Annotated in this window: 18 protein-coding genes and 3 pseudogenes; 10 read left to right on the forward strand and 11 right to left on the reverse strand. The window is 53.2% G+C overall.

Annotated elements, in window-relative coordinates:
* Window positions 1-173: 173 nt before the first annotated feature.
* Complete coding sequence (locus RC74_RS20960; protein ID WP_039002332.1) at window positions 174-632, reverse strand: c-type cytochrome; 459 nt, start codon at window positions 630-632, stop codon at window positions 174-176.
* A gap of 401 nt (window positions 633-1,033) precedes the next feature.
* On the opposite strand from RC74_RS20960, the gene RC74_RS20965 reads away from it, so the two are divergent.
* Window positions 1,034-1,273 (forward strand): DUF2933 domain-containing protein, encoded by a 240-nt coding sequence (locus tag RC74_RS20965; RefSeq protein WP_236939999.1) that lies wholly within the window; start codon window positions 1,034-1,036, stop codon window positions 1,271-1,273.
* Window positions 1,274-1,557: 284 nt separating this feature from the next.
* Here the strand turns inward: RC74_RS20965 and ccmI are convergent, their stop codons facing one another.
* The 6 genes and pseudogenes from ccmI to RC74_RS20995 form a co-directional block, all read right to left on the reverse strand.
* A complete protein-coding gene (ccmI, locus tag RC74_RS20970; protein ID WP_039002331.1) occupies window positions 1,558-2,730 on the reverse strand; it encodes a c-type cytochrome biogenesis protein CcmI in 1,173 nt (390 codons plus the stop codon).
* Window positions 2,727-3,196 (reverse strand): annotated as a pseudogene (locus RC74_RS20975) (cytochrome c-type biogenesis protein). The gene ccmI and the pseudogene RC74_RS20975 overlap by 4 nt, the downstream one beginning before the upstream one ends.
* Window positions 3,196-3,759 carry a DsbE family thiol:disulfide interchange protein gene (locus RC74_RS20980; protein WP_039002329.1) on the reverse strand — a complete coding sequence of 188 codons (564 nt, stop codon included), beginning with the start codon at window positions 3,757-3,759 and terminating at the stop codon, window positions 3,196-3,198. Before RC74_RS20980 ends, RC74_RS20975 begins: the two are co-directional and overlap by 1 nt.
* 2 nt (window positions 3,760-3,761) lie before the next feature.
* Window positions 3,762-5,762 carry a heme lyase CcmF/NrfE family subunit gene (locus tag RC74_RS20985; RefSeq protein ID WP_039002328.1) on the reverse strand — a complete coding sequence of 667 codons (2,001 nt, stop codon included), beginning with the start codon at window positions 5,760-5,762 and terminating at the stop codon, window positions 3,762-3,764.
* Window positions 5,763-5,855: 93 nt separating this feature from the next.
* Window positions 5,856-7,246, reverse strand: a pseudogene (locus tag RC74_RS20990) (ATP-binding protein).
* On the reverse strand, window positions 7,243-7,968 hold the full coding sequence (locus RC74_RS20995; RefSeq protein ID WP_039002326.1) for a response regulator: 726 nt from the start codon (window positions 7,966-7,968) through the stop codon (window positions 7,243-7,245). Before RC74_RS20995 ends, RC74_RS20990 begins: the two are co-directional and overlap by 4 nt.
* 167 nt (window positions 7,969-8,135) lie before the next feature.
* On the opposite strand from RC74_RS20995, the gene RC74_RS21000 reads away from it, so the two are divergent.
* The 5 genes and pseudogenes from RC74_RS21000 to RC74_RS21990 all read left to right on the forward strand — a co-directional run.
* The gene (locus RC74_RS21000) at window positions 8,136-8,705 is read left to right on the forward strand and encodes an EF-hand domain-containing protein (protein ID WP_052274830.1); all 570 of its coding nucleotides are present in this window, start codon (window positions 8,136-8,138) and stop codon (window positions 8,703-8,705) included.
* Between the two features lie 37 nt (window positions 8,706-8,742).
* Window positions 8,743-9,210, forward strand: a complete 468-nt coding sequence (locus RC74_RS21005) for a rhodanese-like domain-containing protein (RefSeq protein ID WP_039002325.1) — start codon at window positions 8,743-8,745, stop codon at window positions 9,208-9,210.
* Window positions 9,211-9,231: 21 nt separating this feature from the next.
* Window positions 9,232-10,671 carry a multicopper oxidase domain-containing protein gene (locus tag RC74_RS21010; protein WP_052274829.1) on the forward strand — a complete coding sequence of 480 codons (1,440 nt, stop codon included), beginning with the start codon at window positions 9,232-9,234 and terminating at the stop codon, window positions 10,669-10,671.
* A 48-nt stretch (window positions 10,672-10,719) separates the two neighbouring features.
* Complete coding sequence (locus tag RC74_RS21015) at window positions 10,720-11,409, forward strand: TVP38/TMEM64 family protein (RefSeq protein ID WP_052274828.1); 690 nt, start codon at window positions 10,720-10,722, stop codon at window positions 11,407-11,409.
* Between the two features lie 334 nt (window positions 11,410-11,743).
* A pseudogene (locus tag RC74_RS21990) lies at window positions 11,744-11,989 on the forward strand (transposase); the annotation flags it as partial.
* Between the two features lie 162 nt (window positions 11,990-12,151).
* On the opposite strand, the gene RC74_RS21025 reads toward RC74_RS21990, so the two are convergent.
* Genes RC74_RS21025 through RC74_RS21040 form a run of 4 tightly spaced genes read right to left on the reverse strand, consistent with a single transcriptional unit; the run spans window position 12,152 to window position 17,517 of the window.
* Window positions 12,152-13,171 (reverse strand): HupE/UreJ family protein, encoded by a 1,020-nt coding sequence (locus RC74_RS21025; RefSeq protein ID WP_052275090.1) that lies wholly within the window; start codon window positions 13,169-13,171, stop codon window positions 12,152-12,154.
* A complete protein-coding gene (locus tag RC74_RS21030) occupies window positions 13,168-14,103 on the reverse strand; it encodes a peptidyl-prolyl cis-trans isomerase (protein WP_052275091.1) in 936 nt (311 codons plus the stop codon). Before RC74_RS21030 ends, RC74_RS21025 begins: the two co-directional genes overlap by 4 nt.
* Entirely contained in the window at window positions 14,093-15,166 is a 1,074-nt protein-coding gene (locus RC74_RS21035) for a hypothetical protein (RefSeq protein WP_039004107.1), read from the reverse strand. Before RC74_RS21035 ends, RC74_RS21030 begins: the two co-directional genes overlap by 11 nt.
* Complete coding sequence (locus tag RC74_RS21040) at window positions 15,166-17,517, reverse strand: DUF3604 domain-containing protein (protein ID WP_082802381.1); 2,352 nt, start codon at window positions 17,515-17,517, stop codon at window positions 15,166-15,168. The genes RC74_RS21035 and RC74_RS21040 overlap by 1 nt, the downstream gene beginning before the upstream one ends.
* A gap of 408 nt (window positions 17,518-17,925) precedes the next feature.
* On the opposite strand from RC74_RS21040, the gene RC74_RS21050 reads away from it, so the two are divergent.
* The 4 genes from RC74_RS21050 (at window position 17,926) to RC74_RS21065 (ending at window position 23,002) form a co-directional block, all read left to right on the forward strand.
* The gene (locus tag RC74_RS21050) at window positions 17,926-19,539 is read left to right on the forward strand and encodes a DUF1254 domain-containing protein (RefSeq protein ID WP_039004110.1); all 1,614 of its coding nucleotides are present in this window, start codon (window positions 17,926-17,928) and stop codon (window positions 19,537-19,539) included.
* A 302-nt stretch (window positions 19,540-19,841) separates the two neighbouring features.
* Entirely contained in the window at window positions 19,842-20,369 is a 528-nt protein-coding gene (locus RC74_RS21055; protein WP_218918099.1) for a HupE/UreJ family protein, read from the forward strand.
* Window positions 20,370-20,371: 2 nt separating this feature from the next.
* Window positions 20,372-20,947, forward strand: a complete 576-nt coding sequence (locus tag RC74_RS21060) for a HupE/UreJ family protein (protein WP_039004113.1) — start codon at window positions 20,372-20,374, stop codon at window positions 20,945-20,947.
* Between the two features lie 105 nt (window positions 20,948-21,052).
* Window positions 21,053-23,002: a DUF3604 domain-containing protein gene (locus tag RC74_RS21065; RefSeq protein ID WP_039004114.1), complete on the forward strand. Its 1,950-nt coding sequence runs from the start codon at window positions 21,053-21,055 to the stop codon at window positions 23,000-23,002.
* Window positions 23,003-23,165: the final 163 nt, after the last annotated feature.

Here is a 23,165-nt window from a genome sequence, read left to right on the forward strand (position 1 = left end):
CTCCTTGTGTGGATGCGATGGATTAGGGGACTCGTGTGAAATTGAAATAGAAGCCACATCCCTAGGATCTTCATGAGCACTCAAGTCTCGGGGGAAAATCGTAAACACAAGGATGGCGACAAGTGTCATCCCTTTGACGATCCCAAACAAAACCAGAGAGCCCTTTGACACCATCAATTAATCCCGTTCTCACGCTGCAATTCACGAACGTAAGTTGCAACATAGAGGATTTCCGCGCGTGTTAAACCTTTCACTGGAGGCATGTCGCCAAAATCCCAATGATGTGATCCCACCCCATTTTGGGCCGCATTCACAAAAGCCGCGTCGGAATGGTGTCCCGGTTCATAAATCTTGTGGACCAACGGCGGCGCAACGCCATTTTGCCCTGCGGCATTTATCCCATGGCACGTCGAGCATTTCGCGTCGAAAACCTGCTTGCCGATTGACGCATTCTCCGACAGTTCGGTTGGCAATTGCACTTCGACAATCGGCGATCCTTCAGCGATTGCCCTGGTGTCTGGAGGCGCCATTGAATGGCCTTGTGGGGTAGTTGCGGACTGCATGACCTTCCAGCCAATAAGGGCTACGCCCAACAAAAGGACCCCACCGATCAGATATCCCGATTTAATCATAATCGTACCCTTTTGAATTTTCTATAATCTACACTCAAATCAGCTTCACCTGAGTGCCGTAAGTCCGGTGGCTTAGCCTAAGGAGGCGCAGCTAGAAAAGTGACCCCAGTGGCAAATACTGAATGCATTTGAGAACTGTTCACGTTTGTCGCTCCATTTTCCCTCAAGCATTTATTCACTGGCAGGTGCGTTGACCTAGTTTAGGCCGTCTTTATATAGTGATGCAACGTTTGGGGAGCGCCATATTTGTATCCAAATGTATCCTTGACTTTGAAGGAGGATAGACGCGTTTATTGGAAATTCCACATCCACGTGAGGTTCCTATGGACGAAAACCAGACTACTGAAAAAAATCAACCTTTCAAATTAATCAATGTAGCAATGATCGCGTGTTGCGCTGTCATGCTAATCCCAATTGGCGGATATTTTTTGGCAGGTGGAACCCTGACGGGTCTTGGGTCAAATCTAATCGCTTTTGCGCCGATTATCCTGTGTGTTGGCGCGCATATATTCATGCATAAAGTCATGGGCAAAAAGTGCCACGGCTCCAAAAAACAAAACGATGGAAAAGTGCAAACTCCAGCGATATTGCCCGTGGTCCAAAGCGCAGCAAGCCCCATTCCGCAAGTTACTCGGCGCTAAATTTTGCGTGGGATAGGCGTCGTTCGCACCGGTCTTACTGGCTTCCTTTTGGCAAGCTGCACGGCATCGGCAACCCAATGCCTCAAACCAAACGAAGGCGTGACGATACAGGCCCGAGTGGCTGCCAATACTCAGGCGCACCCGAAGCCCCAAATTCCATATTCACGTGCGAAAACGGACGCCAAGGTTTTGCACTCACAGACGTCACGCTTCCAGAAATCACACGCGACCGCTAACGAAACATCCACCATCCCAAACTTGCAAAACGCGTATCGCTCTATGGCTTACTCCATCAAATCAGACAGCGCCTTTTCAACGTTTTGTATCCTCGGATCGGTCGGAGATATTGCCATAAGCAACGCTTGTGCCCGCTCGTAAGCCGTTATAGCTTGCTCACGCTCATCAAGAACGGTGTAAGCATTCGCAAGGCGCAACCACCCTTCAAGATCATCTGGTTCGTCTTCCAAACGCGTGGCTAATCGGTTCACCATTGAGCGAATGAAATCGGTGCGATCCTCTTGGCTCATCTCGCTGGCCGCCGCAACGTCATCAGCCGTCGGCCCTACGTTTTCATCCGTCGCAAATTGCGCCATAGGGGCGTAATCCGCTAGAGAAATCAGGCGACGACCAAGCGGCCCACCAATAAAATTGGCTTGAGTGACAAATGCCTCCATCCAAGGTGCAAACCCATCTGACAAAGCGAGACGGGCCAGTAAAAGATCATGCGCGCCCGCCTCATCGCCGCTTTGCTCCATCGCGCGCGCCTTGTAAAAAGTGGCCGCCGGATTGCTTGGCTCCAAGGCAACAGCCCTCTCAATCGCAATGAGCGCCTTCGGAGTCACGACGCCCTGCTCAGCCGTTATCATGGCTTCTGCAAGCATCGACCACGTCGCGGAGGTGGCGTCTTCCCGCTGCGCCACGGTTTCAAAAGCGGAGATAGCCTCCTCATAGCGCCCCATCCGGTAATAGGTTTGCGCCAAAAGCATCCAGCCCTGCGACGCGCCGCCTTCAGGGTCTGCTACCAATTCGGCCAGAAGCTTATCCGTTAGCTCAACAACACGCTTTTCTTCTTGGCGTTCCGTCTGGCGGTCGGCAAAAACGAGGCTGGAAATCTCTGGCGACCCTTTGATGCCATAGTAGGAAAATGCAATTATTGGAACGGCCAGAACCGCGACCCAAAGGAGAGTGCACCCTTCCCCACCCTTTTGACTAGGTGTCTCGTGTACTCTGCGTGCGGCCACCAAAATTCGGCGCTTAATTTCCTGACGAGCCCCCTGTGCCTCAACGTCTGAAATTAATCCGCGCGCAGAATCCCGGTCCACTTCTTCAAGCTGGTCCACCAAAACCGCGGGGGTCGCTTGGGCCTCGCTTATTGGGGACTTCCTGCCAAAAAACAGTGGCGTCAAAACCATGCCAATCGAAAGGAAAGACAGCAATATCATCAAAGTCCAAATCATGTGTGTGGTCCTGTTTTTTGTTCATTGATGAAGGTTTCAATTTCTTGTTCTTCTGCGTCGCTCAGCCCCTTTGGTGGGGTTTGCCGCGACGTTCGTCGAAGGGTGAGCAACCCAATTGCCAGTGCCATTAAAAGCAAAAACGGGGGGCGAGCCAAAGGGCATAGGTCCTTGGTTTAAAGGGCGGTTTCAACAACACGTAATCGCCATACCGCACCTGAATGAAAGCGATGGCTTGGGCGTTGCTGTCGCCTGCAACCAGCCTTTCACGCACGAGCAAGCGCAAATCACGCGCCACACCAGCGTTTGAGCTGTCGATATCTTGGTTCAGGCACACCACACAGCGCAATTCCCTTGAAACGTCGCGGGCGCGGGCTTCCATCACTGGGTCTGCCAGCATTTCATCCGGCTCGACCCCAAGGGCCGCAAACGGCGAGAGGAAAAAGACCACCACAAGAAGTCGTAGCATCAGCTTTCCTCCGATTTAAGAGCGCCAGCCTGAATGAGTGCCGCGCGAAACTCTGCCGTGGCCTCTTCACCAACCACGGGTCCAACAAACCGGAAAACCACAGTGCCATCACGCGCAATTATAAAGGTTTCCGGCACCCCTGAAATCCCCCATTCAATCCCAGCGCGGCCAGAAACATCCGACCCGATTCGCGTGTAAGGATTGCCAAGATTATTCAGCCAGCGCGCCGCGTCTTTGGGTTTGTCTTTGTAGTTGATGCCATACAAACGCATCCCATCCTTTTGCGCCAATTTCGACAGAACCGCATGTTCCGCGCGACAGGGTACGCACCAAGATGCAAAGACATTGACCACAACAGGCGTGTCTGAGTTTACGAGATTTGCGCGTGCCAATCCGGGCACATCGACGCCTTCAATTGGCGACAAATCAAAATCCGGCGCGGGTTGGGAAATGAGCACGGTAGGCACCTCATTTGGATCACGGTCTGGGTTTAGCCCCCAAAGGAAGAACCCACCAACGACTAGCGCGATGAAAAATGGCGTGAAGGCAATCAATCGTTTCATGGTTACTCCGCTGGGGCTGTTGCGACTGGAAGGGTTTTACGCGACCTAGGGGCCCCCACACGCAGGCGCCGATCAGACAAGGAAAAGCCGCCTCCAAGGATGAGGAATCCCATACCTATCCAGATAAAATTCACCAGGGGTTCATAGAGAATACGCAATGTCAGCGCGCCACTCTGTTCCGACGTCTCGGAGAGGGGGGTCGAAATTGAAGCATAAAGATCACCCGCAAGAGTCGAGCGTATTGCGCTTTCCGTCGTGGTGCTTTGCGCCACTGGGTAGCTACGCCGCTCAGGGTAAAGAATGGTAATTGGCTTGCCACCACGTTCCACCACGAGAGTACCGCGATCCGCGACGTAATTGGGTCCACGGACCCGTTCCATACCCTCAAATGTCACATCAAATCCCGCAATCTCAATGGTCGTTCCAGGGGTAACAAAGACGATTTCTTCTACTTTCCACGCGCTAGACCCAATGAAGCCAAACATCGCAATCGCGAGTCCCGTATGGGCAAGCGTCATTCCATGTGCAGCCCGTGGTAAATTGCGCGCGCGGTGCAGAGACTCCGCGAAAGATACGTCAAAGAGGCGGATGCGCGTGCCCCATTCGCGTAGGGTCGCCAAGAACAGCCAAATTGCCAAAAGGATCGACAAATAGGCCAAAACTGGTCCGCCGTTTTGCAAATACCAGAGCGTGAGCGTGGCAAGAACCGAGAGCACTGCCACAAAACGCAAACGTTGTAGAATGCCCACTAAGTCCGCGCGTTTCCATGAGAGATAGGGCCCGAGAGCCATTACAAAAACCAGCAACAGCATCATAGGCACAACGGACGCATTGAAAAACGGCGGTCCGACAGAGATTTTCTCATCTGTCACCGCTTCGAGAAATAGAGGGTAAAGTGTGCCAAACAGAATTGCTCCAGTGGCCGCACCAAGGATGATACTGTTGAGCAATAGCCCCGCTTCGCGGCTCACGGGTTTAAACAATCCACCCGGTTCCATCAGTGGCGCACGCCACGCAAACAGGGCCAAGGAGCCGCCAATTGAAAGCGCCAGCAGAAATAAAATATACATCCCTCGTTCGGGATCGACGGCGAAAGCATGTACCGATGTCAAAAGCCCCGACCGCACGACGAATGTGCCCAAAAGCGAGAAGGAAAAGGCCAGAATTGCGAGTAGAATGGTCCAACTTTTGAAGGCGTCCCGCTTTTCGGTGACGATGGCCGAATGCAATAACGCGGTGCCCAACAGCCACGGCATGAAGCTAACATTTTCAACTGGATCCCAGAACCACCAGCCACCCCAACCGAGTTCATAGTAGGCCCACCATGAGCCCAAAGTGATCCCTGCGGTCAAACACATCCACGCGGCCAAAGTCCATGGGCGGACCCATCGCGCCCAAGCCGCGTCAACGCGTCCCTCGAGCAGGGCCGCAACGGCAAACGAAAAGACAATAGAGAAGCCAACATAGCCCAAGTAAAGCAATGGCGGATGCAACGCGAGGCCTACATCTTGAAGCAGCGGGTTAAGGTCATTCCCATCCAAAGGTGGTGGGAAAAGGCGGTCGAAGGGGTTTGAGGTCAGCAACATAAACGAGAGGAACCCCGTGCTGATCCAAGCCTGCACCGCCAGTGTCCGCGCTTTGAGCGGCTCTGGGATATTGCTGCCAAAGAGCGAAACGCCGGCGCCAAAAACGGAGAGGATCAAGACCCACAGCAAAAGAGACCCTTCGTGACTGCCCCATGTCCCCGCAATTTTAAACAGCATCGGTTTGAGCGAATGAGAATTTTCGACCACGTTTAAAACCGTAAAATCACTGGTTACAAAACTGCGCATTAAGGCGGCAAAGGCAATGCCAATAAAGCTGAGTTGCCCAAGCGATGTAGCCCGCGCGGATTGCATCCAAAGGAGCTTTTCACGATTGGCCCCAAGGATTGGGAGCACACTTTGAACAAGCGCGAGGGCGAAGGCGAGTGCCAAAGCGAAGTGGCCGATCTCGGGTATCATAAGATAATCCAGTCAGTTGGGTGGCTTCAGATGCCCTTCCTCATGTGAGGGTAAGGGAGGTGAAAATCGTCAAGTACTACGGTCAATTTTGCCTTATGCTGTGGTGCTATTGGCGAGCGGGATTGTGATTGTGGCGCGCAACCCGATCTCTTCGCGGTTTGACAGAGATATATCGCCACCGTGTGCGCCAATGATTGTGCGCGCAATCGACAGTCCGAGCCCATGCCCGCCGGTTTCTAACGACCGTGACTGCTCAAGCCGGAAAAAAGGATCGAACACACGCTCAAGTTCCGTGGCAGGGATTCCAGGGCCGTCATCCTCCACGGTTATGACAAATTCGTCTTTTGAAACCGTGTGATACACCCGCGTGTTCCCCCCATAACGTTCGGCATTTTCGATGACATTTCTAAGGGCGCGGCGCATTGCATTAGGGCGCAGGCGCACGTCGATTGTTGGGCCGTCCGCAAGCTCGAATGGAGTGTGCATGTCTGTTTGAAGGGATTGAAGGAAGGTTTTCAGATCAACGACTTCTGGCTCCTCCCCCCCGTCAACCCGCGTGCAAAGGTTAGGGTTGCCTCAACCATCGACTGCATTTCTTCGACCGATGCAACCAAACTGTCACGCGTTTCCTCGTCATCCACCATCTCGGCGCGGACACGCAGGGCCGTAAGCGGAGAGCGGAGGTCGTGACCGAGGGCTGCCAACAACCGCGTGCGGTCGGCCACAAATCGCGTGAGGCGACCCTGCATCCGATTAAAAGTAGAGGTAAGATCGCGCACCTCGGCGGGTCCAACCATAGATAAATCAGCGACATCCTCACCGCGACCCAGACGATCCGCCGCCTGTACCAAACCTCGCAACGGGCCCGTAAGGCGGGTCATCAAAAACCAAAAAACGACACCCAAAATTGCGGCGGCAGACAGGGCGAAGGTAAGCATGGAATAGATTGGCCATTGTATGGGGGGCCGTTCAAAACGCGTGCTCACGTTAAGCCAATCCCCGCCCGTAATGCCAATGGACAGGTTCATTTCAACCGCCGACAACTCGCCGCGCATCATGGCAACATGCATTTGGGCCATTTCCTGCGAAAGGTGTGGAAGCGGTAAAATCTGCCCCTCAATTTCGTGCAGCTCGACGCGAATATCGCGACTAAAACTGTCGTCTAACAACGCCCGAATGCGCCCCTCAACTAAGCCACTGTCAGAATGGTCCGCGTGTTGAACAATGGGCCGAGACGCCAATTCAAACCGCACCAAGGGGGAGTTGGACGCGCGCAAAATCGAGACGTGAAGCTCTGAAGGAGCCTCTTCAATTAGGCGCGCAACATTCGCCGCACGACCGGCAGCCTCAAACCCCAATGCAGCGCGAACCGCGAGGCTGCGTTCGTCAGCAAACAACCAAAGGCTAATAAATTGGGCTACCAACAAGGCTGCCATGACCAGAAGAACGAGCTGCACACGCAACGTACGTAAAAGCCCCATCATCCGCCAAAAACCTCAACATCAACCGACAGGCAGTATCCACCATTGCGAATGGTCCTGATGATTTTAGGGCGCAGGACGTCTATTTCAATTTTGCGCCGCAATCGACTGATTTGGTTGTCAATTGTACGATCAAGGGGCCCTCCAGACCGGCCCGCCGCTAAGTCCAAAAGCTGATCCCGACTCAGAACAACGCGGGGGCGTTCGAGCAGCACGACCAGCAATTTGAAATCCGCGCTTGTTAGGGCAATTTCTTCCTGACCTTCGCTCAACAAAACCTGCCGGTCGGCATCCAGAACTAAGTGTGCAAAACGTATTTTCTTACTCGCAAAATCACCAATCACCCTCTCGGGTTGTGCCGCACGACGCAGCACAGCTTTAATACGTGCCAGAAGTTCGCGCGGGTTAAACGGCTTAGAAATATAGTCGTCTGCACCGATTTCGAGGCCGACAATACGGTCCGTATCGTCGCCCAACGCCGTCAACAAAATGATGGGTATTTTTTGCTCTCCAGAAAGGCGCTGACAGACCGATAGACCGCTTTCGCCAGGCATCATGACATCCAAAACGATAAGGTCAAAATGCCCCATCGCCAGCTTGGAATCCATGTCCTTTGCATCCTTAGCTGGGGTGGCCCGCAGTCCATTTTTAATCAAAAAACGGGTCACGCTTTCACGGATTTGCAGGTGGTCGTCTACGACGAGAATATGTGGCGGGTTCATCATGTTCTCTTTCTAAATCAAATATATCCGTCGGGTCAGGCTCATTTTTGTCGCCAATTGTATCAGCCATCCTCCATTGCGACAGATGGATACAAATCCAAGCGTGCGCTGGCTTTGGTTTCTGTCATTTCTTGTCAGTGTAAAGCGGAAATAATTTTGGAGAGACAACAATGTCAAATACCCTCAAAACAGCAATATCTTTTGTCCTATTCACCGCAGTTAGCACCACCGCCTTTGCGGATGCAGGACATCATGACGGCGAAAAACCCAAAGGCGCACCACAAGCGTTCAATGGTATGATGGGCGGGAATGGAAACATGGGAATGATGAGGGGTGGCCATCATGAAGACATGGCGGGAAGCATGGGCATGATGATGCAAATGCACTCACGTATGATGAACCAGAATATGATGGCGTTGATGCAGGGCGTGATGATGGAGGGCATTGAGGCAGACGCCGATGGCGACGGAACTGTTTCAGACGAAGAAGCGCATGGAATGTTGCAATCGATGCACGCAAATTCGGATGCGAATGACGACGGGACTCTTTCAATCGACGAATTTGAAGTGCTTCACAGCATGATGGTGCGCGCGCAAATGGTTGATAGGTTTCAAGACCTCGATGCAGATGGGGATGGCATGGTAACAATGGGCGAAATGACCGCACCTGCCGACCAAATGGACATGCCGATGCGAGGAAACGGTGGTATGGGTGAAGAGTCTGGTCCGTCCGACAACTAGGCGACCACGCTCAGCACAATCGAAAGGAAACCCCTTTATGCAACTGAACCGTAGAACATTGCTCGGCTTCATCGCAGCTCTCCCCGCAGCAACTTTCGCCCCGATTACTTTCGCCCAAAACCGTGAGGTTTGGTCGGTGAGTGAGGCCTATGAGGCCCTGCAACTGGATGAAATTCTTCTGTTGGATATCCGCTCGCCTCAGGAATGGGCCGAGACAGGCGTGGCACAGGGTGCGTGGCCTGTGAGCCTGCATGAGGAAGGGTTTTCGGAGCGACTTATGGCGGCGCGAACGCTTGCCCAAGACCGGCCCGTTGCGCTGATCTGTGCGACGGGGGGACGCTCAGGGGCCGTTTATAAGAACCTGAAAGCGGCTGGATACGAAAATTTCATTGATGTTTCCGAAGGAATGCATGGTTCAAGTGCCGGCGCCGGATGGATCAATACGGGTCTGCCAATTGTGACGATTGAAGAGGCGCAGGCCGCCCTTCCCGACGATCTGCTCTAAAACACTAAACGGAGATACAAATTGAAACGTCGAACCCTTCTAGGCGGTATCGCAGCAAGCACCGCAGTTGTGGGCTTTCCGAATTTATCCATTAGTCAGGAAGCTCCCAAACGTCTCGTCATGCCCCCACTTATGGATGCAACGACGACAAGACGGGTTCGGTTGGAGGCGCAAAAGGGGCGAACTTTGTTTAAAGGTTCGTCCCGCGCTGACACATGGGGATTTAACCAACCCTTCCTTGGACCGACCCTGCGTATGGCGACAGGGCAAACAACGGTCACAGAGGTTACAAACAGTTTGAATGAGCCGATTTCGGTGCATTGGCATGGGCTTCTCGTGCCCGGGAGCGTCGATGGGGGGCCTCATCAACCCATCGCACCGCAGGCAACGTGGACACCAGAAATCTCCCTGACCCAACCCACCGCCACAGCTTGGTATCACTCCCACATTCATGGTGCGACGGCCAAACAGGTTCAGATGGGATTGGCAGGCGTGTTGCAAATCTCGGACGGCCAAGATGACGCCCGAGAACTCCCGTCAACTTACGGGGTGGATGACCTGACTCTCGTAATTCAGGATCGCCGTTTTTCGCACAATGGCCAAATGGATTTGTCCATCGGGATGGCCGAACAGATGACCGGTTTTCTTGGGGATACGATGTTGATCAACGGACAAATCGGCGCGACTGCGGTTGTGCCGCGCGGAGTGGTGCGCCTGCGACTTTTGAACGGATCGAACGCTCGGATTTATACGCTGGCCTTATCCGACAATCGGCCGATGCATCTCGTTGCGACAGATAGTGGGCTCCTAGATCAACCCATCGCCCTCACGAGCCTCAGGATTGCACCGGGGGAACGGTATGAAGTGTTGGTTGATTTTTCCAACGAACGCACGGTGACACTCCTTTCGGCGCAAAATCCGAACACGGGCATGATGGGGGGTGGGAACCAAAGCAATGGCAGCTTCCCTGTGTTTCCTTTTAGCGTCGATGCATCCCTTCCTACACGGATAACGCGCCTTCCCACGGCCCTTGGTGGTAGCCGCCCAACCGCCGATGCCTCCAACGCGAAATGGCGTCGCTTTTCCCTCGATATGTCGATGGGCATGGGTATGATGTTTCGCCAATCGGACCGGCGCTTTTCCATCAACGGGGCACCGTTTGACATGAAGCGCATCGATTTCAACGTCGACCTTGGCGCAGTGGAACGTTGGACAATTTCAGCCGACACGATGATGCACCCGTTTCACGTTCACGGAGCCATGTTTCAAGTCCTCACGGAAAACGGTCAGCCGCCTCAACCTCAAAACACTGGATGGAAAGACACAGTTTTGGTCAACGGGTCTGTCGATCTCTTGATCAGGTTTGATCACCCTGCCTCAGAAAAAACCCCATTTATGTATCACTGCCACATCCTCGAACATGAAGATGGTGGAATGATGGGACAATTCACAGTTGGTTGAACGAAGTAGTCTACCGCAGCCGCCCCTACCCCTTTAGAGTACCCGCGCATGCTCAGCTTCAAGCCCATCAAAACAAAACCCTTTGCCGTTGCGGTTTTCGCCGCTTTGGCACTCGTCGCAGTCTTACTTTGGTTTTTTGGGGTGCCTGCTTTGCCTGACGCAGAGGAAATGACCGCATGGATCAAAAATCTGGGAGTTCTAGGCCCACTCGCCATCATTGGGCTGATGACCCTCGCGGTTGTCGCCAGCCCAATCCCCAGCGCCCCAATCGCCGTTGCCGCAGGGGCCGCTTACGGCAAGATGGCGGGTATGATCTATGTGGCAATTGGTGCGGAAACGGGGGCAGTTCTCGCGTTTCTCATTGCGCGTCATCTTGGCCAAGACGCTGTTGAGCGATTCCTTGGCAAAAAGGCTGGAAAAGGCCTTTTGGGTTCGCAGAACGCACTGACGTTTGCGGTATTCTTCAGCCGACTACTCCCCTTCGTCTCCTTTGATGTAATGAGCTATGCCGCCGGTCTCAGCCGCTTACATCTCTGGCGTTTCCTGCTCGCAACCTTCGCCGGTATTCTGCCTGCAAGCTTTGCCTTGGCCTTTATCGGAGCCGAGGCCGTGGAGGGCAATTCAAAGTGGATCATGAGCGTGATTTTGGGACTAGGTCTACTGACAGGCGTGCCACTTTTACTTGCGTTTCTCCGACGCAGAACGGCCCTTGAAGACAGTGAAGGCACCGATGAATAGTTCACTATATTTATTGCAAAAACGCAAGATCTCGATATCAGAAGCTTCCGTTTATCGCGTACTAAAAGCACGTGACCTAATAACGAGCCCAGCCTTCATTGTGATCAAGGCCGCAAGCGAGTTCTAAGATAAGACCACTGCGATCAATCTACTCCCCCTCTGTCTGACGTCAGCACCTGCTGGACAGATTTGAGTATTTGAATAATGGAGGATTTCTGGTTCATCTTATCGATTAGGAGATCGAGATGATGAAGAAGCCCAAGACATCGAATGGACCTGTCACGGTTTGATGCCGCTCCTTTGATAGCATTTACTGCAACAAAGGAGACTGAGCATGGGACTGAAACGAACAGACGAATTTAGGGAAGATGCGGTGCGGATCGCACTGACCAGTGGGCTTACCCGAAAGCAAGTGGCTGATGATCTTGGTGTCGGTATGTCGACGCTGAACAAATGGATCACAGCGTACCGAGACACGTATGTGGTGTCGAAGGAGGATTTGGGACTGGCTCAGGAGAATGACCGGCTTCGACGTGAGAACCGTATTCTCAAGGAGGAAAGGGACATCCTAAAAAAGGCCACGGTGTTCCCGAAACTTGCGATTGCAGCGGGTGAAAGGCTCTGTCAAGAATTGCTCGATCCACTTTTCGAGACGTTCGGCAACGTGATTATTAGATCAGCCTACCCGCACTTCATGAACACTCACAGATCCTACGAAATAAGAGATTTCAAAAGGGAGGTTTTAGATGAAAGTGAAATAGAGGCGCTCAAAAACCCAGAACGTCGAAATGATTCCAATCGAATAACAAGAGAATAAAAGTGCGCGACGTGGGATCGTAACCAATTGTTTGACCAATGCGATAGCCCCAAGGACCACGGCGACGAATGCCAACTGACCTAATTCAACGCCGACATTGAAGGACAGCAGCGCCAGCGGAATATCTCCCTTTGGCAAACCAAGTTCGGCCAATGCTCCCGCGAAGCCAAAACCGTGCAGCAAGCCGAATACAAAAGCCACCAGCCAAGGGCGCGCAATCGTAATACTGGTTTCTCCGCGCGTAAACCGGACGGCCTCGATTGCGACGAGGACGATGCTTGCGGCAATCATGATCTCAACGGGTCCAGACGGCAGATGCACAAGCCCCAAAGTAGCCAACGCAAGCGTGATGGAATGGGCAACCGTAAAGGATGTGATGGTCTTAACCACCATCTTCCAGTTCCGCAGGATCAACAGCAATGATGCCACGAACAACAGATGGTCAAAGCCCAGCAGGATGTGTTCAATCCCCTGTTTTATATAAGTTACCGCAATCGCCCAAGAGCTTAGGTTCGGGTCCAATTCGACCCATGGGTTCGACGGCCGCACGAGTGTGGTTGCGTAGCCGCCTTTCCCGTCACTGATCCGAACCAGTACATCAGTGATTGTCGCCTCAAGCCCGATAAAGCCGATACGTTTCCCCGCCAGCCCTCCTGGAACCTCGATGGCGCGGCGCTCAACTGTGGTTCCGGGCATATGTTGCTGTGTGGGTTCTGATAAGGCTATGGCATTCTCGGGAAGGTCTAACACAACCGGCAGCGGCACGCCGGACAAGACCGGCGTCCGCCAAAGGAGCGTATAAAGGTCGGGTCCGAGGGGTTCGATCTGTAGGTAAGCTGGGCGAACATCGTGGGCCCTCGCTGTCCCCGTCCAGCTCAGAATAACGGCTAAGAACAGGAGGAAAATGAGTGCGATCTGGCGTCCAAATGAGGCGCGACCTATCATTGTCCGAAGGCCCCGTTATCACCACCCTGTGCGGGTGAGTATGAGACGCTTTCTGGATCCGCCATTACGATTTCATAGCGTGACAACATCTCGTCATAGGCCCGATCACGGATTTCAAGATAGCGATCTTGGAGCCAAGCTGCGCGCACGTCGTCCTCTACAGTTTCAAAGGGGGCTGTGTTGCCTTGCTCTAAAGTATCGACCCAAACGAGGTGCCAACCATACCCAGAACGGATCGGCCCCTGCCAACTTCCAGATGGCAGCGCGAAGACCTCCTGCGCAAAGCTGGGGCCGAATTCACGGGCAATATCGTCAGGCGCGCGTCCACCGTAATAGTCGTGGAACATAAAGCGGTCAGCGGCACCTTTGAGATCAGGATCGTAGGGGTTAGTGTTCGCCAAGTCTGGAAGCAAACCTTCTGCTGCGGTTTTTGCCCCCTCAAGCCCACGCTCGTCTTGCGAGAAATACAAATGACTAAAACTCACGCGCGGCGGCAATGCAAACAAGTCTGCGTTGTCTGCATACCACTCCTTCAATTCATCGGCGGTTGGCTCAGTCAGGGCTGCGAGGTCGGTCAGAAGGAAATCCATTTTCTGGGCCAAACGCCGCGAGATGATCTCGTCGTTTTGGTCGAGGCCAAGCGCAATGGCTTCCCGCGCAAGGACACGCTGGAGGGCTTCTTGGTGCGCTAATTCACGCATCTGATCGGGAGAAGGAAGATCGCGCCCTTGCGACATCATAACCACACCAATTTGGCGCAAGTCCCCCTCTGTAATCTCGATCACCATGTCATCAGTTCGCGACAAAACCTCGTCTTCTTTGAACGCGTACCAAGCTGCAAACACAACCAGTCCACCAAGGGCGAAATGAACGAACGGGTCGCGAAGGAGTTTTGCGAACGTGCCTTGATCGGGGTGATTATTACTGGTCATTGGGTTCTTTCAATTCTTTATCGGTAACCGCATCTTGGCTCATTTGGACATAGCGGGTTATTGCATATTCGCTCGCAGGATCAAGAAGTGCGCCGTTTTCCAGCAACACAGCATAGTCCCCAGACAAGCTCCAGTCGCGCCATTCCATAAGTTCTGCCGCCACAAAACCAGACATGTGGGGTCGCGCGTTAATGAACGCGCGATAGGCTTCAATGACCTCCGAACGTGGGACGGTCAGGTCCGTGTCGCCATGGACAGCAAGCGCAAGAAGCCCAGCTTCGATATCGGCAGGGCTCCGATCACGGGCTAGAAGCATGTTCTGAGTGACCCATTGCACAAAAGGTGGCCCGAGGATTTCAAGCTTAGCGGCCAGCAAGGCTGCGATATCTGTTGCGTCGCCTGTCGTTATTGCGGCTTCAATCCGCGGATTCAAAAAATCAACGACAGATGCTTCATCCGTCATGCCTAAAAGCAATATATAAGCCGCACGGCGAGAGGCGACGTCTTCGACATTGATCCGCGCAATCAACTCGTCTGCTGTAAACATACCGTTCAGGAATGCAAACGCCGCATACGGAGCACGCGCCAGTTCGCCGTGGGCCATTTCCTCGACACTTAAGCGCCCTGCTTCTAGGTGCGGCGCCACCAGTGTTAGACGTGCCTGCCAGTCGGAGAATGTTTCTAGGGGTGGCTGTGCCGCAAGGGAAGTCAGCCAGTCTGTGTATTCGGGATTGAACGCCCCAAGGCTGCTCCAATGTTCCCCAAGGCTATCGCGCACCAGCAATTCAACATGGCCCGAAGTGGGGTCGGTTTTGGGTGTTACGTCTTCTGACATTCCCTGTAAATCTAGGGGGCCATTCGCTTTGATTTGAGCGACAATCTGCCATGCTCCTGAAGGATCAATTTGGGCAAGGACCGCCTGATCAGCATTCTCCAAATGTTGACCATTGGACAGGCTCATCGCGGACAGGCAGATTGCGCAGGCAGTCGCGCTGCTCGCCATGAAAAGAAGAACGACCCCAGCATGCGCTAGGGTCGCCCAAAACAACTTTATCGTCTTCATTATTTGGCAATCGATTCTGACGGTACAACGGCATCCGTGATCTCAGTGCCTAAGAAGACGGGAGGCTCAACGACTTCATAATTTGCATAACCAAACTCGTTGCTGCGAGCGAAATAGTAGCTAGATTTCGCCTTGTCATCCGCGCTCGCAGATTTCGCAGGTTCCATCTTGTAGACCGCGTAGTTGTAATCGCGGTTGCCAAAATTCGTTACGATCTTTCCGTCTGCAATCGAATAGGCACTGTTCGCTTCCCCTAAATTGGAGTGCGCCACGAGATCGCCGAATTCGGAGGGAATATCAATGCGCGGATCGATGTTCATGAACATCAAAAGGCCATCCTCGGTCCAACGTGATTTCATCAAGCCGCCCGTAACCGAATTTTTCAACCATAGATACTTGCCCGAAACCAACGTTTTTAGTTCCGCATCCGTCAAAGCAACGGCCCCTGCTTTTTCAAGATCATCCGTTGTCTTGCCAGCGACCGCTTGGCCACGAGCATCCGAACTTGGCGTGTACCAGATCGGTGAGGACCATGCGCGTTCCTGCACGGTTGCGGAAACCATTTCGGGTGGGGAGACGCCAAGGTCTTTGGCTTGGATCGTGGTCCAACGTGGTGTTGGAACCGCCAAAGCACGGGCGTAATAGAAGGCGTCAAGTGACGCGTCAAATTCGGGGTCGCTCCATGTGCCAATCAATTCGGTCTTGCCTGTGGTGTCATCATAAGTTGCACTTGCAATGTTCACTGTCGATTCAATCGCGGGCACCTTGCCCGTCACCACGTCGGGCACGCGGTCATCGGACCAAACCACATCAAAGATTTTCTCAAACGATTGGCCGTTTTGTGACCAGCCTTTGACAATCTGGATACGATCAAGGTTAGCCGCTGACGGGTCCTTGATTGCCCAAACCACAAAATGTGGCGTAGTGGTGCCGGAACGAGTTACTTCTGGAGGCGCAGGTAGATCGCCGCCCATGGGCACGCCTTGCTCATATGCCGCTTTAACCCAATCTTCGCGCTGATCCAGATCAGACGATAGGCTCCAGCCTGAGAACATGCGAATTTTCATCCGAGGTCCGCTGGTGCCAAAAGTCTCTTTGCGCTGCATCGCTTCAAACAAAGACCCGCGGGTGTTTTCTTCGGCCCAAAGACCTGTCAGGCCAGCAGGGTTTTCAAACCGCACATCAAGACCAGTAAAGTTATGCCCGCCCATGCGTTCCATTGAAGTTCCGTCAAGCCGCGCATGGCCGCCATAGAAGTTTTCCTGGCGATATGGCACGCCAGTGTTGTGCGAATCCGAACCGCCGACAATGCCCATTTTATAGGGATTGTACCCTTCGGCCTGCTGCATTGCGACACCGTCCTTAAACGCCTGCCGCACATAGCTTCCGCCCAAAGTCACAAAGGAGTCCTCTGGATTTCCGAGCAAGAAGTTAAGGATTTCAAAGTTGGCAAACTCGTCATTGGGCGACAAAAGTGGGTGCGCCTCCGAGTTTCCTTTGATCTGTTTGATCTCGGTGAGGCGTTCATTACGTTCGCGCGCATCAGACCAAGCTTTGTCAATTGGCCACCCTTTAAAATCGACCTCTGTGGGATACATAATTCCGCCCGACACGTTAGCATTATGAGAGATTGCCAACAGTTCGTTTCCAGCATCACGCTGTTTGTCCATCCAAGCCCAGAGATCCTCTGGTGCTTCACTTTCAAGCGCACTGAAAGGTGCCTCAGGAACTTTAGCGCAGTCTTTGAAAAAGACGTTGCGGTGCATATTTCGGAAATTTGGCGTTGAGGTCCATTCGTAGGAACAGAATGCCGTGAATTTTCCAGGCTCGTTTGCAGCATCAGCAGCCTTGTTATTGTCATCCCAGACAGTGCCGGAAATCTCGGGCTTCACCAAATCGGCAATTGGCTTCGCTTCGATCATACTTTCGCCGAGCCAAAGATAAATGCGTTGGATGTCCGCGGGATCTTTAACGATGAGTTTGTCGGCAATAGGTAGCTTGCTAATTGCTGATCCTGGCTGGTTCGCCAAACGGACAACGCCGGCGTATTCCGAGTGGTCCGTGACCCCCATCCAGTCCAGCGGTGTGGTGATCTGAATGTCATAGCCAAGCGGATGTTTGATCGGTTCGCCCTTGGCGTACTTATACGCGTCTGCCGGTCCGGTGAGGTGGTTGCCAAAGATATACGCGTCAAATGACCAACTGGTGTGAACGTGTGTCTCGCCGAAATAGGCTTCTCGTTCAGCTATTTCTTGGGCTACAGCAAAGGGCGCTAACGCTCCGACGGCTAGGGTTGTTACTGCAATTTTCGATAGCGCGACCTTAAATTTCACTTTGTGTCTTTTGCTCATCGTAACGGTTTTCCCTTTTTGCTTGGGCGGTTTAGCCCCTATTAAAAAGCTAATTTAAAAAATGATTTAGCTTGATGAGTAAGGGAGGAAGTTTTTCCAATCAATTACCATTTCGCGCCATTGTTTGTGCATACGCATTGTTAGGGGTTCCATCAGGGAGCATGGGCGTCCTAAACCTTGGCGAGTTTCCTTTCAAAATGGAAGTACACTCGAGCCTTTGTGGAGTATTCCCTAAACGCTCGCTTAACATGCACGAGGAATACTCTGAACGAAAAGCAGGGGCAAAAACAGCAAGATTGGATTCCGTAGTGCGGGCAATTATCACTGTGGCTTACCAGCTTCTCCTTATGAAAAAATCCAAAATTACAATTGAACTTTGAAGTCGCAATTCAATGAAGGACGTATGAAATGAAAAAAACAGCCATTACAACGGGAGCCGCACTATTGGCGCTCTTGCCCTGCGCGAGTTGGGCCGATGTCAGCCAAGAGACGCTCGACTCTCTGTCTGCTCCGTCCAAAATCGAGACGCGAATTGGCCATCTTGACTTCCAAGATGGCGTACCAACAGCCGACACGGCGCAAAAAATCTTTGACACTATGGATTTCACCAGCGCGCTTAATGCTTATAATAACAGCTTTCGTGGAGCCTCGGCTCTGGCTATCGCCAAGGGTTTTGAAGGTGCCGGAGTAGCTGACAACGAAGTTGGTATTTTCTCTGACTTGATGGATGCGAATTCGCTGTTCCTAACGGCGAATGCCGACACGATATACTACCTTTCTATTCTTGATCTTTCTAAGGGACCAATCGTTGTCGAACAGCCCACAAATGGCCTTGGTACGATCAACGATATGTGGTTTTCATGGATCATCGATATTGGGCGCCCCGGCCCAGATCGCGGTACAGGCGGAAAATATCTGATTGTTGGCCCGGACTATGACGGACCTCTCCCTGAAGGCGGATACTTTGTCGCCCACTCAAAAACCAACAAAGCCCTTTATGCGGCGCGATCTTTCCTCGTGGACAACGATCCTAAACCTGCGGCCCAAAACATCAAAGATAACCTTAAAATCTACCCCTATGCGGCGGGCGGGTTTGGAACCAGTATAGCTGAAGCGCTTGAGGGTGAAGTGCGCCTTGGCGCAGTTGCCAAAGCTCCTGAGATGAAGTTCCATGAACTCACGGGTGTTTCGTTCAACACGACTCCTCCCAGCGACTACGGTTTCTTCGAGATGATCAACGAGAATGTTCAAAACGAACCAGCCACAAGCTATGATGTGGAATTGGCAGGCCAGCTCGCTGACATTGGCATCGTCCATGGCAAAGAATTCGCGCCCGATGATCGGATGAAGAAAATCCTCAATGATGCCGCGGCCGTAGGTCAGGGCGCTGGACGGTCATTGAATTGGCGTTCTGCCATGCAACACCCTGAATGGGCTTACTATGAGGGGTCGAACTGGGGGAATATGCTGTTTGAAGGTGGCGCCTTCTTTGAAACACCACCTCCCGCGTTTGAAGACGGTATGTTCAAGCCCTACCCTGCGACAGGCGCGCGGACATTGGACTCTCGCACGGCGTTCTACTTTGCCTATACCCTCGACAGCCCCGGTATGATCATGCGTATCCCTGATGTGGGGTCCCAGTATTTGATGGGTTTTCTTGACGCCAAGAACGAACAGTTTGACGGCGCGAAGACCTACAAAGTCACCCTGCCCAAAGACGTCCCTGCGCGTGCATTTTGGTCGTTCACCCTATACGACAACCAAACGCGTTCCATGCTACAAACACCACAGAAGTACCCCCGTGCAGGTTCGCAAAGCTACCCATCGCCAGCCTCCGTGGCGAGCGAAGATGGATCAACGACGGTCTACTTCTCTCCTGAACAACCCGAGGGCGTTGAACGCGGAAACTGGATTCAAACTGACCCTAAAAAAGGCTGGTTCACCATCCTTCGTCTGTACAGCCCCCTGCCAGCGTTCTTCGACAAGTCTTGGCGCCCAAGCGAAATCGAACTGGTTGAATAGGCGCGACTATATTTAAAAACGCGTGCTGGCCCCCTTCATCAGCAAGGGTGGGCCAGCGCTCTCAATTGCAATAGCCGCTGACCATACCGACCGCATTGGTTTTAGCCAAACCATAGCGGTCTTCTTACGTGCAACGCTATTTTTGGGCAAATTGTCCGCAAAATGAAAATCCATTTCGACAGCTTCATTCGTGAGACTGTTTTTAAAATATTTGTAGAGCCTTAAGGAAAATCCATGACAAACGCCTGGAAAATTTTATTATAGTACTCGCGATTACAACAATCTCCCTTGCGGAGCCGTCCATGGCGCACACGGGCGAGGGATATGGCGGAGGTTTCATGAGTGGCTTCGCACATCCTGTTCTCGGTTGGGACCACGTTGCCGCAATGGTTGCTGTCGGGCTCTGGGGAGCATTCCTTGGAACGCCAGCTATTTGGATACTTCCCGTTGTTTTCCCTCTTATTATGGCGCTTGGAGCGGTGGTCGGAATCCTAGGTATCCCAATCCCCGCGGTTGAAGTCGGCATCGCCCTATCAGCCGTCGTATTGGGTCTGATGATCGCGTTTGCTGTGAAGCCCCCCATCTGGCTTTCTGCCATTCTTGTTGGATCATTTGCCGTGTTCCATGGCTATGCACACGGAACCGAGTTACCAGAATCCGCCAACGCCTTTGCCTTTGCCGTGGGCTTTGCCCTTGCTACGGGCATGCTCCACCTGATCGGCATCGCTTTTGGCCTGCTCGCCCAATGGCCAGTCGGTCGGGTTGCCGTTCGGAGTGCGGGTGGGTTTATTTCTCTTGCCGGCGTGGCGTTTCTGACTGGCATGGCCTGATTATGATTGCAAGATGGCTCAGTGGGGTGGCGCTTTCGATAGCGCCATACCCTGCCTACGCGCATAGCCCAATTCCTGGAATTGAGGGCTTCTACACAGGTCTAATACATCCATTCTCTACACCAGCACAGGCGCTCCTCATGCTAGGCCTTGGCCTATTGGTCGGAGGCTTCCCTCCCCTGCGGGCGCGCTGGCCACTATGTGTTTTCTTGCCATCCATGATTGTCGGAATGCTGGTCAGCAACATAATCGGGCAATCGGATTTGGAAATGTTCACAACCACCTTTGCGGCCTGTGCACTCGCAGCGCTTGCTATCGCATTTACGGCTATTGGCGGCATCTGGATGGGGAGCATTTCGCTTGCCGATCCGGGGCCATTACGGGACCGGATCATAACAACGTTAGGGGCATTCATCGGAGCGAACTTGGGCCTGCTCTATATCTTCGGTATCTCAGATTTCATCAGAGGCAAGTACACTTGGCCCAGTGTTCCAATCGCATTTCGGATAGTTTCCGCTTGGGTTGGAGCAATTTCTCTCCTTATGCTCGCGTTGCTCTTCGCTCCAGAGCAGACTTGAAGTGGGCGCATAAAAGGAAATTTATAGTGACCGCTCTCACTATAAGCTGTAAAATATCGCTACAAACTCTAATGCCCAAAGACCTACTTAAAGGATTTTCCGCTCATGAAATATTGCACCCCTTCCATCGCTCTTACATTTGCAGCAACGTTGTTTGGTTCCGGTTTCGCCGCCGCTCAGACCGTGATGGACGGAGGTGGGGCGCTCGATCCGGCGAAACTGGAAGGTCTCTTTCCGGCCCGCGCGTATTCCCCGTATGCGGGCCGCAATTTTCCGGATCGGCCCTTTTTCGGCGACACGCATCTTCACACGGAAATTTCGATGGATGCGGGGGCGGCTGGTGCACGCCTGAGTCCCGCTGACGCCTATCAATTTGCCAAAGGCAAGGAGTTGACCGCATCAAGTGGCCAACAAGCGCGGCTCTCCCGTCCGCTCGACTTCCTTGTTGTCGCCGACCATTCCGACAACATGGGCTTCTTTCCGAAACTCTTGGCAGGCGATCCGTCTATGCTGGCCGATCCGACAGGGAGAAAATGGTATAATCTGATCCAGTCCGGCCAAGGCGCGGAAGCTGCGATGGATATCGTCACCCAATTTGCGGCGGGTACATTTCCGGATGCTCTGATGTTGGCACCCGATACACCGGCTTATAAATCGACTTGGGAAGACATCATTGATGCGGCTGAAGAGGCCAATGATCCGGGGATATTTACTGCCTTTATCGGGTATGAGTGGACCTCGCTTGTTGCCCCGGGCAGCAATATGCACCGCAATATCATTTACCGCGACGGCGGCGATGTGGCGCGCCAAGTTTTGCCCTATACCACACAAGCGCCCTACGGCAGCAACAACCCGCGCGACCTCTGGGATTGGATGGAAAACTACGAGGCAAAAACTGGCGGCGACATTCTGGCCATCGCCCACAATGGCAACCTGTCCAACGGTATTATGTTTCCGGTGATCGAGTCATTTGACGGCAAGCCCGTTGATCTTGCCTATGCCCAGACCCGCGCCAAATGGGAGCCTCTTTACGAGAATACCCAAATGAAAGGCGACGGCGAGGCGCACCCCTTCCTCTCCCCCAATGATGAGTTTGCGAATTTCGAAACATGGGACAAGGGCAACCTGAACGTCAGTGCCGCCAAAACCCCCGAGATGCTGCAGTATGAATACTCCCGCGAAGCCCTGAAAAACGGGATTTTGCTCCAAGACAAACTCGGCGTGAACCCCTACAAATTTGGCGTGATCGGGTCGACGGATTCCCATACCGGCCTCGCAACTGCCTCTGAGGACAACTTTTTCGGCAAGGTTTCGAGCATGGAACCTTCCGCCGAACGCACATCGACCGTGTTCATGAAAACCGATATTGCCACCATCATGGAATGGGAAGTTGGCGCTGCGGGCCTTGCCAGCGTTTGGGCCACCGACAACACGCGAGAAGCGATCTTTGACGCGATGGCGCGGCGCGAAACCTACGCGACAACAGGCACCCGTTTGACCATTCGCTTCTTTGGTGCGTGGGATTTTGCGGCCGCGGATGCTCTCAGCCGCACCCCCGCGCAAATCGGCTATACCAAAGGCGTGCCCATGGGAACTGACCTCGGCCCCCGCGCAGGTGACGGAGCCCCGACCTTCCTTGTGGCGGCTCTCAAAGATCCAATCGGCGCCAATCTGGATCGGGTTCAGATTGTCAAAGGCTGGGTCGACGCGACTGGCAAAACACAGGAGAAAGTGTTTGACGTTGTCTGGAGTGACGCAGAGACGCGCCAACCCGCAAGCGATGGCAAAGTGCCCGCCGTGGGCAGCACAGTGGACGTAAAAGCGGCAACCTTTACCAACGACATCGGCGCGCCTGAGCTTATCACAGTCTGGACCGATCCAGAGTTTGATCCGGCATTGCGGGCCTTCTATTACGCGCGGGTTCTCGAAATACCGACACCCCGCTGGCCCGCCTATGATGCCGTATTTTATGATCTGGCCTTGGCCGAAGATGTGCGCGTCGAACTCCAAGAGCGCGGATACACCTCCCCCATCTGGTATGAACCGCAAGGCTAGGAGCGAAAAGGCAGACAACTGGAAGCTGGCGGTACAGACCTTTTATAACGGGTCTCTGTACCCTTCTCCAGCCTCCGTTGCGAGCGAAGATGGTTCAACGACGGTCAACTTCTCTCCAGAATTGCCCGAGGCTGTTGAACGCGGAAACGGGGTTTAGACTGAC

The sequence above is a fragment of the Falsihalocynthiibacter arcticus genome (assembly GCF_000812665.2).
Taxonomy (GTDB): Bacteria; Pseudomonadota; Alphaproteobacteria; order Rhodobacterales; family Rhodobacteraceae; genus Falsihalocynthiibacter; species Falsihalocynthiibacter arcticus.

Coding starts and splice junctions, on each gene's coding strand:
- RC74_RS20960 (WP_039002332.1), bottom strand. CDS start 632: ATGATTAAATCGGGATATCTGATCGGTGGGGTCCTTTTGTTGGGCGTA.
- RC74_RS20965 (WP_236939999.1), top strand. CDS start 1,034: ATGCTAATCCCAATTGGCGGATATTTTTTGGCAGGTGGAACCCTGACG.
- ccmI (WP_039002331.1), bottom strand. CDS start 2,730: ATGATTTGGACTTTGATGATATTGCTGTCTTTCCTTTCGATTGGCATG.
- RC74_RS20980 (WP_039002329.1), bottom strand. CDS start 3,759: ATGAAACGATTGATTGCCTTCACGCCATTTTTCATCGCGCTAGTCGTT.
- RC74_RS20985 (WP_039002328.1), bottom strand. CDS start 5,762: ATGATACCCGAGATCGGCCACTTCGCTTTGGCACTCGCCTTCGCCCTC.
- RC74_RS20995 (WP_039002326.1), bottom strand. CDS start 7,968: ATGATGAACCCGCCACATATTCTCGTCGTAGACGACCACCTGCAAATC.
- RC74_RS21000 (WP_052274830.1), top strand. CDS start 8,136: ATGTCAAATACCCTCAAAACAGCAATATCTTTTGTCCTATTCACCGCA.
- RC74_RS21005 (WP_039002325.1), top strand. CDS start 8,743: ATGCAACTGAACCGTAGAACATTGCTCGGCTTCATCGCAGCTCTCCCC.
- RC74_RS21015 (WP_052274828.1), top strand. CDS start 10,720: ATGCTCAGCTTCAAGCCCATCAAAACAAAACCCTTTGCCGTTGCGGTT.
- RC74_RS21025 (WP_052275090.1), bottom strand. CDS start 13,171: ATGATAGGTCGCGCCTCATTTGGACGCCAGATCGCACTCATTTTCCTC.
- RC74_RS21030 (WP_052275091.1), bottom strand. CDS start 14,103: ATGACCAGTAATAATCACCCCGATCAAGGCACGTTCGCAAAACTCCTT.
- RC74_RS21035 (WP_039004107.1), bottom strand. CDS start 15,166: ATGAAGACGATAAAGTTGTTTTGGGCGACCCTAGCGCATGCTGGGGTC.
- RC74_RS21040 (WP_082802381.1), bottom strand. CDS start 17,517: ATGAGCAAAAGACACAAAGTGAAATTTAAGGTCGCGCTATCGAAAATT.
- RC74_RS21050 (WP_039004110.1), top strand. CDS start 17,926: ATGAAAAAAACAGCCATTACAACGGGAGCCGCACTATTGGCGCTCTTG.
- RC74_RS21055 (WP_218918099.1), top strand. CDS start 19,842: ATGGCGCACACGGGCGAGGGATATGGCGGAGGTTTCATGAGTGGCTTC.
- RC74_RS21060 (WP_039004113.1), top strand. CDS start 20,372: ATGATTGCAAGATGGCTCAGTGGGGTGGCGCTTTCGATAGCGCCATAC.
- RC74_RS21065 (WP_039004114.1), top strand. CDS start 21,053: ATGAAATATTGCACCCCTTCCATCGCTCTTACATTTGCAGCAACGTTG.